Source organism: Sanguibacter biliveldensis (assembly GCF_033798665.1).
GTDB classification, from domain to species: Bacteria; Actinomycetota; Actinomycetes; order Actinomycetales; family Cellulomonadaceae; genus Sanguibacter; species Sanguibacter inulinus.
This window is the reverse complement of the sequence record NZ_CP138359.1, coordinates 4,038,171-4,053,850: the sequence shown is the minus strand read 5'-3', so window position 1 is coordinate 4,053,850 and position 15,680 is coordinate 4,038,171. Positions and strand designations below refer to the sequence as shown.

General features: G+C 72.1%; 12 protein-coding genes and 1 pseudogene. 2 read left to right on the top strand and 11 right to left on the bottom strand.

The window, feature by feature from the left end; all coding sequences use genetic code 11:
* Positions 1-78: 78 nt before the first annotated feature.
* From SANBI_RS17615 to hemE, 6 genes are all read right to left on the bottom strand, one after another.
* Positions 79-612, bottom strand: a complete 534-nt coding sequence (locus SANBI_RS17615) for a hypothetical protein (protein ID WP_319157372.1) — start codon at positions 610-612, stop codon at positions 79-81.
* A gap of 258 nt (positions 613-870) precedes the next feature.
* A complete protein-coding gene (gene hemB / locus SANBI_RS17610) occupies positions 871-1,854 on the bottom strand; it encodes a porphobilinogen synthase (RefSeq protein WP_319157370.1) in 984 nt (327 codons plus the stop codon).
* Between the two features lie 36 nt (positions 1,855-1,890).
* Positions 1,891-2,877, bottom strand: coding sequence for a uroporphyrinogen-III synthase (locus SANBI_RS17605; RefSeq protein ID WP_319157368.1), 987 nt, complete (start codon positions 2,875-2,877; stop codon positions 1,891-1,893).
* Entirely contained in the window at positions 2,877-3,815 is a 939-nt protein-coding gene (gene hemC, locus SANBI_RS17600) for a hydroxymethylbilane synthase (RefSeq protein WP_319157366.1), read from the bottom strand. The genes SANBI_RS17605 and hemC overlap by 1 nt, the downstream gene beginning before the upstream one ends.
* A gap of 163 nt (positions 3,816-3,978) precedes the next feature.
* Complete coding sequence (locus SANBI_RS17595; protein ID WP_319157365.1) at positions 3,979-5,472, bottom strand: protoporphyrinogen/coproporphyrinogen oxidase; 1,494 nt, start codon at positions 5,470-5,472, stop codon at positions 3,979-3,981.
* 22 nt (positions 5,473-5,494) lie between these two features.
* Positions 5,495-6,556: a uroporphyrinogen decarboxylase gene (gene hemE, locus SANBI_RS17590; RefSeq protein WP_056127089.1), complete on the bottom strand. Its 1,062-nt coding sequence runs from the start codon at positions 6,554-6,556 to the stop codon at positions 5,495-5,497.
* Between the two features lie 56 nt (positions 6,557-6,612).
* Here hemE and SANBI_RS17585 point away from each other — a divergent pair, with 56 nt between their 5' ends.
* Positions 6,613-8,088 (top strand): glutamyl-tRNA reductase, encoded by a 1,476-nt coding sequence (locus tag SANBI_RS17585; RefSeq protein ID WP_319157362.1) that lies wholly within the window; start codon positions 6,613-6,615, stop codon positions 8,086-8,088.
* Between the two features lie 73 nt (positions 8,089-8,161).
* Here SANBI_RS17585 and SANBI_RS17580 read toward each other — a convergent pair whose 3' ends face one another.
* The 5 genes from SANBI_RS17580 to purB form a co-directional block, all read right to left on the bottom strand.
* Positions 8,162-9,157, bottom strand: coding sequence for a DUF4333 domain-containing protein (locus tag SANBI_RS17580; RefSeq protein WP_319157360.1), 996 nt, complete (start codon positions 9,155-9,157; stop codon positions 8,162-8,164).
* Positions 9,157-10,290, bottom strand: a complete 1,134-nt coding sequence (locus SANBI_RS17575) for a hypothetical protein (protein ID WP_319157358.1) — start codon at positions 10,288-10,290, stop codon at positions 9,157-9,159. The genes SANBI_RS17580 and SANBI_RS17575 overlap by 1 nt, the downstream gene beginning before the upstream one ends.
* Positions 10,287-11,594, bottom strand: coding sequence for a trypsin-like serine peptidase (locus SANBI_RS17570; protein WP_319157356.1), 1,308 nt, complete (start codon positions 11,592-11,594; stop codon positions 10,287-10,289). Before SANBI_RS17570 ends, SANBI_RS17575 begins: the two co-directional genes overlap by 4 nt.
* Positions 11,595-11,846: 252 nt before the next feature.
* Positions 11,847-12,677 carry a nuclease-related domain-containing protein gene (locus SANBI_RS17565; protein WP_319157354.1) on the bottom strand — a complete coding sequence of 277 codons (831 nt, stop codon included), beginning with the start codon at positions 12,675-12,677 and terminating at the stop codon, positions 11,847-11,849.
* A gap of 34 nt (positions 12,678-12,711) precedes the next feature.
* Entirely contained in the window at positions 12,712-14,178 is a 1,467-nt protein-coding gene (gene purB / locus SANBI_RS17560) for an adenylosuccinate lyase (protein ID WP_319157352.1), read from the bottom strand.
* Here purB and SANBI_RS17555 point away from each other — a divergent pair.
* Positions 14,177-15,652 (top strand): annotated as a pseudogene (locus SANBI_RS17555) (DUF222 domain-containing protein); the annotation flags it as partial. The gene purB and the pseudogene SANBI_RS17555 sit on opposite strands and share 2 nt — an antisense overlap.
* Between the last annotated feature and the right edge of the window lie 28 nt (positions 15,653-15,680).

The following is a 15,680-nucleotide window of genomic DNA, read 5'->3' as shown; positions in this document are numbered from 1 at the left end:
CTGTGCAGAACGTCTCATCGGACTGTGGCTGTGGACAGAGTCGGTGCGCTCACCCTGCGCGAGCGCGACGTCAGGCGCTCACGGCACCTCGTCGATGCGGCCGAGGTCGAAGGTGACGCGCAGGTCGACGGCGTCGTTGCGGTCGAGGAAGGCGTCGTGGACGGCGACGACCTCGATGGTGGCGGGTCCGTGGGTGACGGTGTCGCCGACGCGCAGGGCGGTGTCGGTCAGGCGGGTCTCGACCCAGGTGTCCTCCGGGTCTTCGGTCCACGTGAAGAGGTCGTAGGTCAACGAGATGCGGCCGTCGTCGACCCGAGTCACTCTGCTCAGCGGGAAGAGCAGCACCTGCGCTCCTGGGCTCTCGGCATACTCCGTACCGACCGTGGTCCCGGGAGCGCCGCCTGGCGTGCAGCACGCTCCGGTGAGCTGCACGATGGTGTGGTCGGACGGATCCGGTGGGAGCTGGTGCCACACGACGATGCCGAGCAGGGCGAGCGTCGCGGGAACTGTGATCGCCAGGATCTTGCCGGCCTTCCGGCCGTGACGGACAGCCAGATCCTCCACACGGTCTTGCGCTGCCAGCAGGGCGAGCTCTGCGCGTGTGCGCCTCATCGAGCACCCACCTCAGGACGGAGGACGAGGACCCGCCAGGCTGCCGGCGGTTCGAGGGCCTGCTGAGGCAGGTCGAGCTGCGGCACCATCTCCGCGGTCACGACGTCGTGCTGTGCCCCCACTGCTGCCCCCCGGCTGCATGGACGTCGGACCGCGGTCGCCTGCGCCCCGACGTCTCCGGGGCTGTCACCTGCGACGCCCCCGCTGTCGACTGATGGTCGACATGCTCGCAGGTCGCAGCCGCGGGGGCGATGGTGACTACTCCCCGAGCCACCCGGCGATCTCGGTGGCCCAGTAGGTGAGGACGATGTCCGCGCCGGCACGCTTGATGCCGAGGACCGACTCGAGGATCGCCCCGCGACGGTCGATCCAGCCGTTGGCGGCGGCGGCCTCGATCATCGCGTACTCGCCCGACACCTGGTAGGCGGCGACGGGCACGTCGGACTGCTCGGCGACGTCGGCGAGCACGTCGAGGTAGCTCATCGCCGGCTTGACCATGACGATGTCCGCGCCCTCGAGCAGGTCGAGCGCGGTCTCGCGCCCGCCCTCGCGACGGTTCGCGGCGTCCATCTGGTAGGTACGTCGGTCGCCGACGAGCGTCGACTCGACGGCGTCGCGGAACGGTCCGTAGAAGGCCGAGGCGTACTTGGCCGAGTACGCGAGGATCGCGGTGTCGGGGAACCCGGCGCCTCCGTTCGCGGTCGACTGGTCGAGTCCGGAGCGGACGGCGAAGACCTGGCCGTCCATCATCCCGGAGAGCCCGAGCACGGTGGCCCCGGCCTGCGCCTGGGCGATCGCCATGGAGACGTAGCGCTCGAGCGTCGCGTCGTTGTCGACCCCGCCGTGCGCGTCGAGCACGCCGCAGTGTCCGTGGTCGGTGAACTCGTCGAGGCAGAGGTCGGCCATGACGACGAGCCGTCCGGCAGCCGCCTCGACCGCGATCCGGATGCCGCGGTTGAGGATCCCCTCCGGATCGTCCGCGCCGGAGCCTGTCGCGTCGCGGTGCTCGGGCACGCCGAAGAGCATGACCCCGCCGATCCCGGCGTCGGCGGCCTCCCGCACGGCCTGGGCGAGGGACTCTTCGCTGTGGTGCAGCACCCCGGGCATCGAGGTGATCTCGACAGGCTCGGAGATGCCCTCCTTGACGAACAGCGGCAGCACGAGGTCGCGGGGGTGCAGGCGAGTCTCGGCGACGAGGGCGCGCAGCGCAGGGGTGGCGCGCAGGCGGCGGGGGCGGGTCATGGGGTCCTCCAGGGGGAGAGGTGTGGGTGGGGCTGGTCAGGTGGTCTGGGGGTGGGTGGACGCGGAGGCGTCGCCGAGGTCGTGCGGTGAGTGGCGCGACGAGCCGGCCGTGCGGGTGGCCCACGCCTCGAAGAGAGCTGCGAGCAGACCGTCGTCGTCTGCCGTCTGGGCGACCGCAGCGACCTCCTGCCCGGTCTCGGAAGCCGCGCGCCGGGTCGGCTCGCCGATCGCGACGACGCTCACGTCCTCACGCGGTCCGAGCTGCCCGGCGACCTCGCGGGCCACGCTCCCCGACGTGAGGACGACGGCGTCGAAGTGGCCGTCCCGCCACGCGGAGACGACCTCGGGCGGGGCCGCGTGCGACACGGTCCTGTAGGTGGTGACGCGCACGGGCTCGAAGCCGCGCTCGCGCAGACCCGTCTCGAGGGTGGGCCGCGCGAGATCGCCGAGCGGGAGCAGCACGCGCGGTGCGGGGCTGGTCTCGCGCTCGACCTCCGGCCACTCCGCGAGCAGCCCGACGGCGGAGTTCTCGGTCGCCACGAGGTCGACCGTGATGCCGACGGCAGCGAGGGCGCGGGCTGTCGCCGGCCCGACAGCAGCCCACCGGGCGCCGCGCGCGAGCCGGGCGAGCGCCTCTGGGCCGGGTCCTGCGTCGACCCGCGCCGCAGACGCGACGAGCTCGTCGACGGCGTTGACGCTGGTCACAGCGACCCACGCGACGTCCCCGTCGCGGAGGCTGGCCACGGCCCCGTCGAGCACAGCTCTGTCGTCGTCGCCGATGTCAGCGCGCGAGACGAGCGGCGCGACGACGGCCGAACCGCCGGCCTGCTCGACGAGACGAGCGAGCCCGGCACCGCGCCCAGGAGCGCGGGGGATCAGGACCCTCCACCCGTCGAGCGGGAGTGCGGGTGAGGTCGGTGTGCCGGCGGGCTGGAGCTCGTCGTCGTGGCTGGCGCGCCCCGCAGCCGCTGTCTTCTGGAGACCTGTCTCCTCGCGTCCGCCCCTCGCCTCCGCACCGCTCATCAGATGAACGACGCTGCGCCGAGCGACAAGAAGTGGTCGGCGACGGCCTCGCCGAGGGCGATCGCCTCGGCGGCCGACGTGTCGGCCACCTCGACGGACTGCTGGTGACGCAGCTGCTCGCTGCCGTCGGGGCGGGCGACGACGGCGTGCAGCGAGAGCAGCCCGTCGGAGACCGTCGCGTGGGTCCCCACGGGGGCCGCGCACCCGGCCTCGAGGCGCGAGAGCAGCGCGCGCTCGGCGAGGACCGACAGCGAGGTCGCGGGGTCCTCGAGGTCGCTGAATGCGCGGCGGACCACGGGGTCGCTCTCGAGGAGCGTGGTCCGGGTCTCGACGGCGAGGGCGCCCTGACCGGGTGCCGGTGCCATGTCCACGACGGAGATGAGCTCGGTGATCGCGTGCTCACGGCCGATGCGGTTGAGACCGGCTGCGGCGAGCACGACGGCGTCGAGGTCTCCGGTCTCCGGGTGCACCCGGCCGAGGCGGGTGTCGATGTTGCCGCGGATGTCGACGACGTCGAGGTCGGGGCGGACGAGGCGCAGCTGCGCGGCGCGGCGCGGGGAGCCGGTCCCGACGCGGGCACCGTGAGGGAGGTCGGCGAGCCTGTGGCCGGCGCGCGAGCACAGGGCGTCGCGCGGGTCCTGGCGGACGGGTGTCACGTGCTGCAGCCCGAGGACCCCGGTCGTGGGCAGGTCCTTGAGGGAGTGGACGGCCACGTCGCAGCGGTCGTCGAGGAGCGCTGCGCGCAGCGCGGTGACGAAGACCCCGGTGCCGCCCATCTGGGAGAGCGAGCCTGTGAGGACGTCGCCGTCCGTCGTGATCGGCACGATCTCGACAGGTCGGCCGGTCAGCCGGCGCAGGTCGTCGGCGACTGTCCCGGTCTGGGTCAGCGCGAGGAGGCTGCTGCGGGTGCCGATGCGGAGGGCGGGGTGTCCTGTCACCCGTCCAGTGTGCTCCCCTTCGCTCGCCGAGTCGAAATGAGAGCGATCACAGGGCAATTGTTCGGGTGCTCGACAATAGTTCTGACAGCCTGTCAGTTCTGCATCACAGAGGGTTGCCTAAGAATATGCAGGAAAGGGCACCCTAAGTAATTCCCCGACCGATTCAGGAAAGGTCGAGCGATCGCGCCGCGGCCTGCGCGTGCGGGACGACCGCGGCGAGCCCCGTCCCCGCGACCCATGCCCCCGTGACGGACAGGCCAGGAGCCCCTGACGAACCGAGCGCCGCCACGTCGCTGACCAGTCGAGACGTGCGCGCGCGGTGCGCCGGGGTGGGCGGCGAGAGCGCGTCGTCCCAGCGCGTCACGGCCGAGGAGAGCACGTCGTCGGACGCCAGGGGGACCCCGTAGAGCGCCTGGACGTCGAGCACGGCCTGCGTCACGAAGGTCTCGTCCGGGGCCGCTGCGTCTAGGTCGGCCCCGGCCGGGCCGGCTCCGCCCCGCCCGTAGCTGAGCCTTACGACGTGGGCGTCCGGCCCGAGCGTGGCGTCGAGGCGCTTGCGCAGCCACGGCCACTTGGCCGAGGCGTGGGTCGAGCCCTTGGCGACGACGTCAGAGCCCGGTGCGACCAGGACGCCGGTGCCGCGGGGCGCGTCCCCGAGGGCGGGAGCACGCAGGACGAGCGTGACGAGCCGGATGTCGGTCCCGCGGACCGGTGCGGCCCCGGCGGTGTCGACGAGGTCTCCGAGCAGTGCGACGGCGGTGTGCCCGCCGACGGCGAGGACGACCCGCGCTGTGCGCAGCGTCTCGCCCGTCGTGAGACGGACCTCCCACACGTCGCCGGTCCTCCGCAGCTGCCGGGCCCCTGTGCTGCGGCGGATCGACCCACCTGCCTCCACGGCAGTCTCGAGCGCGGCGACGAGCTGGTTCATGCCGCCGACCAGGCCGCGTACGGCCGAGCCTGCTGGCGCCTGCGCGCGCAGCGACCGGACTGCTGCGGCCAGCGACCCTGTGCGCTCGTAGGCGGTCAGGAGCCCCGGGGCGACAGCGTCGACCGACAGCAGCGCGGGGTCCGTCGAGTGCACTCCGCCGGCCACAGGCGTCACGAGCCTGTCGAGCACGCGCCGGCCGAGACGGCTCTCCACGAGCGAGGCGAGCGTCGACGTGTCGACGCGTGATGCGGGCAGCACACGGTCCAGGCTGGCGCGGAGCGCCCCGACGACGCCGATCGCACGGCACGTGTCCGAGGCCCACACGTGCCCAGGGATCCCGAGGACGCCAGCCTTCGGCAGCGGGAAGGCGCGCCCGCGTGGGCGGCGAGGCGCCGCCCGCGGGCCGGTGCCCTCCGGCACGTAGCCCCAGGCCGACAGACCGCTCGGCTCGACCGCCTCGAGCCCGAGCTCGGCGACGAGCGCGGCGATCGCCTGGCTGCGCGAGGCGTAGGACTCGGCGCCGGAGTCGACCACGACCGGCACGCCAGCGGGCCCCACGTCAGCCCGCGCGAGGTACCCGCCGCAGATCTCCGAGGCCTCCACGACGACGGGCGCGAACCCGTCGGCCACGAGGGTCCGGGCCGCCACGAGCCCCGCGATCCCACCCCCGACGACGACTGCGTCGAGGACCGGGGCGGGCGTGCCGTCGTGCGAGGGGATAGTGGTCATGGTCGTCAGGTGTGGTCAGGCTTCAGAGGGAGTGCACGAGCTCGACGACCCGCGTGAGGACCGTCGGGTCGGTGTCGGGCGGGACCCCGTGACCGAGGTTCACCACGTGCGCAGGAGCCGTGCGGCCGCGCTCGACGACGTCGCGGACGTGCGCCTCGAGGACCGGCCACGGCGCGCCGAGCAGCGCGGGGTCGATGTTGCCCTGGAGCGGCGTCGTGCCGCCGAGCATGGCGTTGGCCTCGTCGAGGGGCGTCCTGTAGTCGACACCCACGACGTCGGCGCCCACGTCGCGCATGGCGGGCAGCAGGTGCCCCGTGCCGGTGCCGAAGTGGATCACCGGGACGGGCAGGTCCTTGACGTGCGAGAGCGCTCGGGCCGACGACGGCGCGACGTGCGCGACGTAGTCCGCGAGGCTCAGGCTGCCCGCCCAGGAGTCGAACAGCTGGGCAGCGCTGGTCCCCGCGAGGACCTGCGCGCGCAGGAACGTGCCTGTCACGTCGGCCGCCCAGGTGGTGAGGCGGGCCCACGACTCGGGGTCCGTGTGCATCATGCGGCGTGCGCCGAGGTGGTCGCGCGACGGGCGCCCCTCGACCATGTACGCGGCGAGCGTGAAGGGCGCTCCGGCGAAGCCGATGAGCGGTGTGCTGCCGAGCTCGGCGACGGTGAGGCCGACGGCGTCGCGGATCGGCTGGAGGGCCTCGTCCGTGAGGGTCTTCTCGAGGAGCCTGTCGACGTCGGCCGGGGTGCGCACGGGCTCGCCGAGGACCGGTCCGACGCCCGGCGCGATGTCGACGTCGACCTCCGCGAGGCGCAGCGGCACGACGATGTCCGAGAAGAAGATGCCCGCGTCGACCTTGTGGCGGCGCACCGGCTGGAGCGTGATCTCGCTCGCGAGCGCCGGGTCCAGGCAGGAGTCGAGCATCGCGACACCCTCGCGGGCGGCCAGGTACTCGGGGAGGGACCGACCGGCCTGCCGCATGAACCACACGGGGGTGGTCTCGGGTCGGTCGCCGCGCAGCGCGCGGACGAGTGGGGAGCTGGACGTCCGGCCGTCGACGAGAGGGTGCGCTGAGGAGAGATTCACACCTCGATTCTGCCTTTCCGACCGACAAATGTTTAAATCGAATCGCTGTGGTTCTCATGTCGATGACCGCAAGTCACCACGAGCTTGACCTCGAAGCGCTCGAGCAGCTGTCAACAGGCGCGCATTCGATGGGCACGTCGGCCGTGCGGACCTGCGAGATGATCACCGGTGCCGTCGTGCTCGCGACCTGCAACCGGTTCGAGCTGTACCTCGACCTCGTCGACGGTGCGGCCGCTCCGGGCAGCCCTGGGACCCTCAGCGAGCGTGATCTTGCCCACGCTGCCGACGAGGTCGCCCGGCTCATCGCCGTCGAGTCCGGGGTCAGCCAGGAGGCCGCGCGGTCCGCCTTCACGGTCCGCAGCGGCGAGGGCGTCACCCAGCACCTCTTCACCGTCGCCTCGGGTCTCGACTCGATGGTCGTCGGCGAGCGGGAGATCGCCGGTCAGGTCCGCAGGGCACTCGACGCCTCGCACGCCGAGTCGACGACCAGCCCGAGGCTCGAGCGCCTCTTCCAGTCCGCGTCGCGCGCCTCCAAGCGCGTCGCGCACACCACCCACCTCGGCGCCGACGGCCGCTCGGTCGTCTCGGTCGGGCTCGACCTCGCCGAGGCGAGCATCCCTCCGTGGCGCCAGACCTCCGCGGTGATCGTCGGGACCGGCGCCTACGCCGGGGCGACTGTCGCTGCGCTGCGCGCCCGCGGGTGCGTCGACATCGCCGTGTACTCCGCCTCGGGTCGCGCCGAGCAGTTCGCGATGGCCCGCGGCGTCGACGCCGTGACGGACCTCGTGACGGCGCTCGGCGAGGCCGACCTCGTCGTCTCGTGCAGCGGTGCCGGTCGCGGGAACCGTCTGGCACGACCGTCTGCGGGGCCCGGCGAGGCAGCCGCCCCAGGGTCGGGCCTGCGGACCGACGACCCCTCTGACCTGCGCTACATCCTCGAGACCGCTGCTGTCGTGGCGGCCCGCGACGACGCGGCCGTGCGCGCCGGCGACGACGGGACGGCACGCCCTCTCGTCGTGCTCGACCTCGCGCTGCACCACGACGTCGACCCCGGTGTCGGCGACATCGACCAGGTGCTGCTCATGGACCTCGGGACGATCCGCAGCCACGCGCCGTCGACGTCGTCGCTGCCCGTGCGCGCGGCACGCGAGATCGTCGCTGCGGCCGTCACCGAGTTCACCGTCGGCGAGACGCTGCGTGCGGCAGACTCAGTGGTCGTCGCGCTCCGGGACAGGATCACCGCCGAGGTCGAGACCGAGCTGGCCCGCTCGGCCGGGTCGTTCACGACAGACGCCGACAGGGCGGCCCACGAGAAGTCCTTGCGCCGGTTCGCCGCGACGCTCCTGCACCGCGGCATCACCCGCATCCGGGACGCCGCACGGGCCGGAGAGCCCCTCGAAGAGGTCGCCGAGGACACGGCGACGGTCCTGACGATGCGCTGGAACGGCCGCCGGGCCGTGCCCGGTGCCGGTCCCGCCACGCCCGTCGCCGAGCCGAGGCACAGCCCGCGAGACGGGCTCGCCGCGGGCTGAGCGGATTCGGGCGACGTCCCTCCCGGTCTCGTCGTCTCCCGGGTCTTCGCCGGGACCGCACCGGGCGCGATCCTCAGCCGTCGACAGGTCCTCCGACCCTGTACTGGCCCGAGTCGTTGAGCACGAGCACGGGGACCGAGGCCGGGGCGCCGCCCGAGACGAAGGTGCACTCGAACTCGACCCCTTCGCGGACGTCGACAGACCCAGGGCAGGTGACGGCGTCCACGTCGCTCAGCCCGAAGCGCGTGGAGAGGATCTTCGCGACGTCCTGCGAGACGACCGACGCGTCGAAGGTGGCGGTCTGCTCGAACGCACCTGTCGCCGCGAGCGTGGCGCCGACGCTCACGAGCGCGGTCAGCACGGCGGTGAGCAGGACAGTCCGCAGGGTGCGGCGGCGGGTCGGCCGTGCGGTCGCGGTGCTCGTCGTGGACGTGGACGTGGGCGTGGATGTCGGCGTAGGCGCGGACGTCGGTCCGACGGGAGGCTGGTCGTAGGGCGACGGGCGGCCGTAGCCCGGTGACGGCGCGTGCCCGGGTGCGGTCCCGTAGCCCCCTGAGGCGAGGCTGGCGGGCGGTGTGCTGTAGCCCGACGAGGGGGTGCTGGCGGGCGGTGTGCTGTAGCCCGACGAGGGGGTGCTGGCGGGCGGTGTGCTGTAGCCCGACGAGGCGGTGCTGCCGGTCGGTGTGCCGTACCCCTGCTTCGGGTAGCCCTGCGCGGCTCCCGGCGCCGGGGAGGGTGCCGGACTGAGGGGCGGCGTCGGACGGAGGACCGGCGTCGGACGGAGGGCCGGCGTCGCGAAGGTGCTCGCTGTCCCGCCTGCCGCTCCGAGTCCGCTCCGGACCGTCGGTGCGGGGGCGTAGTCGGGTGCGGCCGGGCGCGCGGCCGCTGCGGGCTGAGGTGCCGTCGTCGCCGCCCCGGGTGCTGTCGCCGTCGTCGGTGCCTGCAGCCGGCGCGGGACCCGCGGAGGCACGGCTCCGCTGCCGGCTCCGGCGTCCGCGGTGCCGCGGTCGGCTCCGCGGTCTGCTCCGCTGGCTCCGGCACCGCCGGGAGGTGTGGGCTGGTCTGTCATCAGGCATCTCCGAGCGAGTTGATGAAGTCGTCGCGCTCGGTCTCCGAGAGCGTCGTGACGTCGTCCAGCTCCGGGGCTGGCGGGACGTCGTCGCGGGCCGCGGTCCCGGTGATCTCGAAACCGAGCTGGAGCACGAGGTCGGGCACGTCGCCCTCGCCCGGGACCACACCGTTCATCTCGACCTTGAGCAGGGCACCGTCGGCGTCCTGCCAGAGATTCACGGGGACGAGCGTGCTGAGCATGGTGTCGGTGAGCATCGCGGTGAGCGACTCCGGCATCGAGAGCATCTCGGCGTCGAGGATCGACTGGAGGGTCACCTCGGTCTGGCTGAGCACCTCCCCGTCGCGTGAGCTCGTGACGGTGCGGCGCATGCTCGGTCCGGCGTCCGAGGCCTCGGTGGCGTTGATCGCGTCGCGCACGTCGCAGACCGTCGAGAAGCCGAGGACGTAGCACATGGCGTTGTCGCCGAGGATCCCGAGGCTTCCGTAGAGGGTCGGGAACCTGACCCACGGGGTGTCGATGTCGGTGTCGAGCCCGTCGCCGAGGAGGAGGTAGTCCCACGAGTCACCGCCGACGTGCAGCATGTCGATGGTCCGGCCGGTCCCCGGGTCGTTCTGCTGCGTGAAGAGCGACGCGGGGTTTCCGCTGACCGCGACGACGGACTGCCCGGCGGAGGTGTCCTCGCCGAAGGTCGCGTGGGTGTACGTGACGCCGGTGATGTCGGTCGTCTCGCCGGTCGTGAAGGGGGAGGACTCGAGGATGTGCGAGTCGAGCAGGTCCATCTGGGCCGTGAAGCGCTCGGTGGCCGCGACGTCGACGGCGTCCCAGTCGGGGAACGCCTCGCCGCGCACGGGCTCGGGCGAGCACGCGCCGACGCCGAGCAGCACGCCCACGACCGCAGCCGCGACGAGCGGTCGACGTGAGCGCGAGGCCGTGCCCGGACGGGCGGACCGCGCGTCGGCTGTGTGACGGACGCTGGGGTTGGTGCTCGAGCTGGCGCCGGGGTTGGTGGTTGTACCGGTGCTGGGGCTCGGGCTGGTGGTTGTTCCGGGGCCGGTGCATGTGCTTGTGCCGGTGCTCGTGCTGGCGGCGCTCTCAGCCCCGGCTCCGGTGCGTGCTCGGTCGACAGTCACAGTCCACCTGCCTCGGTGAACAGCGCGAGCGCGTCTTCGCCGAGCGGCATGGCGCCGAGCTCGGTCGGCGACCGGAACGACGTGGTGGCCACCAGGTAGCCAGCGCCTGTCACGGTGTCGTAGTCGGACAGCCACCCGCCGCCCGAGGCGCCCTGGGTCATGGCGCACTCGATGCCGAACGCGCCGCGCTGGAGCACGAACCAGTCGTCGCTCGCGCAGTACCGCTGGTCCAGGCCGTCGAAGGGGGCGGCTGCGGGGTAGCCGGTGACGAGCAGGTCGTCGACGGTCCCGCCGAAGGCGATGCCCTGGCCGCCGGTCACCTCCTGGATGCGTCGACCGTCGTCGTCGGGCGCCATGGTGAGGAAGGCGAAGTCGTGCGTCCAGCCGCTGCCGATCACCATGCCGAGGGAGTTGGTCGAGGCGTTGTCGGCAAACTCCTGAGGACCGTAGGCGGACTCTGCGGCCCAGTACCCGTACGGCGCGACGGCGCCGTTGTCCTCGTCGGCGGGGACGAAGAACACGTTGGTCGCCCACCCGGTCCCGCCCTCGAAGTCCCAGAGGCAGTGGGCGGCAGTCGCGACGACGTCCTGCGAGGCGGCATTGACGACGGTGGCAGAGCAGACGTAGTCGTCGCTGCCGATCGTCACGTAGAGGCGGCCCTGGGTCGATGCGGCAAGACCTGTCGCGTCGAAGGGGTCTCCGGCGGTCGCGGGTGCGACGGGGGTCGGGTCGGTCACGGGACCTGTCGAGGGGTCGACCACCACGCCCGTCGCGGCGTCGGGCCGGGTGCCGCCGTCGGTGTCAGAGCTCTCGGGGTCGTCGTCCGGAGTGACGATCTTGGTGTCGGCGTCACGGCGACGGTCTTCGGTCCAGTAGTCGTTGACCTCTTGCGGGCTGTCTTCGTAGTCGTGCCGCAGCGAGACCGTGTCGGTCTTGAGGGGCGGGCCGATCTGCGGTGACAGGGACCCGGCGACGGCTTCTCCAGGGATCTGCGTCGCGCAGCCTGCCAGCGCAGCGGCGAAGGCGACGAGGGCTGTGGTCCGCAGCACTGGTCGACGGGCTACGGCGTGGCGTGGCACGGACACGATCGGTGCGGGTGCGGGTGCGGGTGCGGGTGCGGGTGCGGGTGCGGGTGCGGGTGCGGGTGGGACGCCGGGTCCGGCAGCGGGCCTGGCCGCGGTCGCGGCGGCAGGCGCGACGGCGGGCGTCGGGGTGGGCCCGGTCGGGGCAGCTGGTCCGGTTGCGGCGGCGGGCCCGGTGGCGTGCGGTTCACCGCCGGTGAGTGGCGGCCTGCGGAGCGACATGCCTCGACTATCCCACTCACCACGCTGTCACGAGCGAGGAGCGAGGGGGAGTGGTGCCCACCCGTACCGGCAACTCCTTCCGGGCCGCAGGATCGTGCGGATCGAGGGCGTCGTGAGGGCGTGGGGACCAGTCCCCATCTACGAGCGGCTGGTGTCGCGGCTGGCGCTGCCGGGGCGGGCTCGCCGTGGCGTGCGCGTGGGCAGTCGACCGCTCCCGGACTGGTGCGGGAGCGGTCGCCTGCCCGGGTGGCCCTAGCCGATGATCCCGAGGGCAACCCCTTGGACGATGAGCAGCACCGCGCTGAGTGTCACGACAGCGCCAGCCCACATCCAGAAGCTCTTGAGGCGCCGTGCCTTCGTGGCTGTGCGATCGAGGGTGTCGAAGCGGCGGAGCTGCTCGGCCGTCAGGAGCGGAGCTGGTGAACCCCAGGTCGTCGCGGTGACTGCCGCGGTCTGGACCGCTCTCAGGTCTTCTCCGGCGAGCGTGGCGGGTAGACGCTTGAGCCTGCGTCGGAGGAAGAGGTCGGCGAAGACTCGCGTCCGCTCCGGCTTCTCGCGCACGACGAGCCGCTTCGGGTCGACGAAGACGAGCACGGGGGTGACGGGCACGTCGACCGTCGACGCCGCCCGCAGCATCCGCCCGACGACGTCGGCGGAGCTCTCGGTCCGCGCCATGAGGTCGGTCTTCTCACGGTCGACGAAGACCTCGTGCCCTGCGACGAAGACGTTCTTCACGCGGTGGTGCTCGCTCGTCACGACGAGCACCCCGGGCGGACCGACAGCGACGTGGTCGGCGTCCGGTGTGCGACCGTCGAGGGCGACTGCGTGAGCCACGCCCCAGTCAGGTCCCAGCCCGTCGAGGATGCGAGCCACCCGGCGGGCACCGGTAGCCCGGTCGAAGGCTGCGCGTGCGGCCGGGGCGATCGGGTTCGTGCCGAAGACGCGCCCGAAGGATCCCCGTGCGTCGCCTGCGGGCTGGCGCTCGAGCGTCAGTGCGATGTCGCTCCGCCCTGGGACGCCGGCGGGCGTGAGCGCGCTCGGGGAGTCGTCAGAGGCTGGCCCCTGTGCTGGATCAGCGCTCATCGGCCCTCCGCCACCACGACTGCTCGCCTGCCGGTCACAGGTACTCGGCGACCAGCCGCTCGGCGAGACCGACGTACGACCCCGGAGTCATCGCAGCGAGGCGTGTCGCGACGTCGTCGGGGAGGCCGAGGCCTGCGACGAAGGTCCGCATGTCCTCTCCGGTGATGCGGTGCCCGCGGGTGAGCTCCTTCAGCCGCTCGTACGGGTTCTCCATCCCCTCGACCCCGGCGACCGACGCGGCGCGCATGGCGGACTGGACGGCCTCGCCGAGGACCTCCCAGTTGCCGTCGAGGTCGTCGGCGAGCAGATCGCCGTTGACAGCCAGAGCCTTGAGTCCCCGGCGCACGTTGTCGATCGCGAGCAGCGAGTGACCGAAGGCCGGTCCGATGTTGCGCTGGGTCGTCGAGTCCGTGAGGTCCCGCTGGAGGCGGCTGGTCACGAGCGTCGCGGAGAGGGTGTCGAGGAGGGCGCACGAGATCTCGAGGTTCGCCTCGGCGTTCTCGAAGCGGATCGGGTTGACCTTGTGCGGCATGGTGGACGACCCGGTGGCGCCGGGGACGGGGATCTGCTTGAAGAACCCAAGCGAGATGTACGTCCAGACGTCCGTCGCGAGGTTGTGGAGGATGCGGTTGAAACGGGCGATGTCCGCGTAGAGCTCCGACTGCCAGTCGTGGCTCTCGATCTGCGTGGTCAGCGGGTTCCAGGTGAGGCCGAGACCCTCGACGAAAGCCTTCGAGACGGCGGGCCAGTCGGTTCCCGGGACCGCGACGACATGGGCGCCGTAGGTGCCCGTCGCTCCGTTGAGCTTGCCGAGGTACTCAGCACCCTCGACCCTGCGGACCTGGCGCCGGAGGCGGTGGGCGAGGACAGCGAGCTCCTTGCCGACGGTCGTCGGGGTCGCAGGCTGACCGTGCGTCCTGCTGAGCATGGGGACGCTCGCGTGCTCCCGGGCCATCTCGGCGATCTGCTCGACGAGAGCCGATGCGGCGGGGAGCCAGACCTGCTGGACCGCGCCGCGAACCATGAGCGCGTACGACAGGTTGTTGACGTCTTCGCTCGTGCACGCGAAGTGGACGAGCTCACCGACCCCGGGCAGGACCGTCGCGTCGCCGAGAGCGGCCGGCGCTGCCGCGAGGCGACGCTTGAGGAAGTACTCGACGGCCTTGACGTCGTGCACTGTCTCGCGCTCGATCTCCGCCATCTCGGCGATGCCGTCGCCCGAGAAGGTCGTGACGACGTCGCGGAGGTAGGCCTTCTCGGGTTCGCTCAGGCGCGGCGCGCCCGGGACCACAGGACCGTCAGCGGTGCCGTCCGTGAGGGCCACGAGCCACTCGACCTCGACGTGGAGGCGCTCGCGGTTGAGGGCAGCCTCGGACAGGTGGTCGACGAGCGGGGCGACTGTCGAGCGGTACCGGCCGTCGAGCGGTCCGAGGGCGATCGCCGGTGTGACGTCCGCGAGGCTCGCGCGGGTGGGCTCTGAGGAGAGGTCGCTGGTGGGCATGACGCCATTCTTCCATCTGCGGTCGGGTCGTGGACATGGTGCCCACGGTCCTGTGGACGACGACGCGGGTCCGGCGGTCTGTGGACTGCTTGCATCGTTCCCGGTGAGGACCTCGGCGCAGCGACCAGCCGGGCCGAGGAACGCTGCACACAGTATGAAGCGGACTCTTCCGACTGTCAGCACCAAGCGGTACTATTCGAACATGCGTTCGATGAACAGTCCTGGTGTCGACGGCCAGGCCCACCCAGACGGATCTTCCGGCACCACTGGCGGCTCCAGCGTGCCCGTGGGTCCTTCCGACCCCGGCCGTGGTGTGGCCGGAGGAGACGGTCGTGCTACGAAGACGGCGTCGTCGAGCTCCGCTCTCCTCCCTTCAGGTGTGCGGCTAGAGGTACGGCCCCGTCGCTCGCAGCGCTCGTCGCTGGCCGCGGGGGTGTCAGGCGCGGGGTCTTCGCGCGGATCGGGCCCCTTCGGACGTCGGACGCAGCCTGATCGTCGGACGCAGCCTGATCTTCGAGCGCGGCTCAATCGTCGTGCGCAGCCTGAGCCTCAGGAACAGTCAGCTGCTCGACCCTCTCCGCAGATGGTGGCGGGCGAGCGACCTTCTCGCCCGTCTCCAACAAGTGAGCGACCTTCCCGCCCGTCTCCTGCAGACGGCAGTCTCCTGGTCGTACCGAGTGCACCGGTCGTCGCCCGCGCTGCCTCGGGGCTCTCCTGGCGTGAGGCGCGTCGAGAGGTCCTCGACGAGCTGGTCGACGAGGTCGAAGCCGCTGATCGGGCGATCGCGAGCGCTCAGGCGCGCCGGATCAGAGCGATCGAGGCCGTGCGGGTGGAGGCTGTGGGGGCTGTGGCTGCTCTCGACCCCGTGCTCGGGCCCGTGGACCCGGCTGACGCAGCCCGCGTCTCTGACATCCGCGCGCAGCAGAGGTACGCGCACCAGTCTGTGGTGCTCGAGGTCTCGTGCGCCATCAGGGCTCCTGAGGTCAGCACTGCGTCGTTGGTGCACGAGGCACAGGTGCTGGTCGACCACCACCCGGCGACGCTCGCCGCGCTGACCGACGGCCGCATCTCCTACGCCCATGTAGGCGTGGTGCTGGAGAACACGACTCTGCTGGAGCCGGACGACTGCCGTGCCCTCGAGGTCACGCTCGTCGACAGAGCCAAGGACACGACTGTCGCTGCCCTGCGGAGGTTCGCTCGACGAGAGCGCGAGAGGACCCATCCGCGGCCCCTGATCGAGCGTCACCGTGAGCGCCTGGCGGAGAGGCACGTAGAGATCGAGCCTGCACGCGACGAGATGATGTGGCTCCACCAGTACCTTCCGGCGGTCCAGGCCGCGGCGATCTACAACCGCGTGACAGACATCGCAGCGAGCCTCCAGGGCCCGGACGAAGAACGCACCCTCGCTCAGCTCCGCGCAGACGTCCTGAGCGCACTGCTCCTCGACGACGGCACCTCGCGTTCTGCATGGGAGTCGGCGAGGTTGCTGGGATGCACGGACA

Excerpts from the sequence above, each read along its gene's own strand:
- SANBI_RS17615 (WP_319157372.1), bottom strand. The coding sequence starts at position 612 with ATGAGGCGCACACGCGCAGAGCTCGCCCTGCTGGCAGCGCAAGACCGT.
- hemB (WP_319157370.1), bottom strand. The coding sequence starts at position 1,854 with ATGACCCGCCCCCGCCGCCTGCGCGCCACCCCTGCGCTGCGCGCCCTC.
- SANBI_RS17605 (WP_319157368.1), bottom strand. The coding sequence starts at position 2,877 with ATGAGCGGTGCGGAGGCGAGGGGCGGACGCGAGGAGACAGGTCTCCAG.
- SANBI_RS17595 (WP_319157365.1), bottom strand. The coding sequence starts at position 5,472 with ATGACCACTATCCCCTCGCACGACGGCACGCCCGCCCCGGTCCTCGAC.
- SANBI_RS17585 (WP_319157362.1), top strand. The coding sequence starts at position 6,613 with ATGTCGATGACCGCAAGTCACCACGAGCTTGACCTCGAAGCGCTCGAG.
- SANBI_RS17580 (WP_319157360.1), bottom strand. The coding sequence starts at position 9,157 with ATGACAGACCAGCCCACACCTCCCGGCGGTGCCGGAGCCAGCGGAGCA.
- SANBI_RS17570 (WP_319157356.1), bottom strand. The coding sequence starts at position 11,594 with ATGTCGCTCCGCAGGCCGCCACTCACCGGCGGTGAACCGCACGCCACC.
- SANBI_RS17565 (WP_319157354.1), bottom strand. The coding sequence starts at position 12,677 with ATGAGCGCTGATCCAGCACAGGGGCCAGCCTCTGACGACTCCCCGAGC.
- purB (WP_319157352.1), bottom strand. The coding sequence starts at position 14,178 with ATGCCCACCAGCGACCTCTCCTCAGAGCCCACCCGCGCGAGCCTCGCG.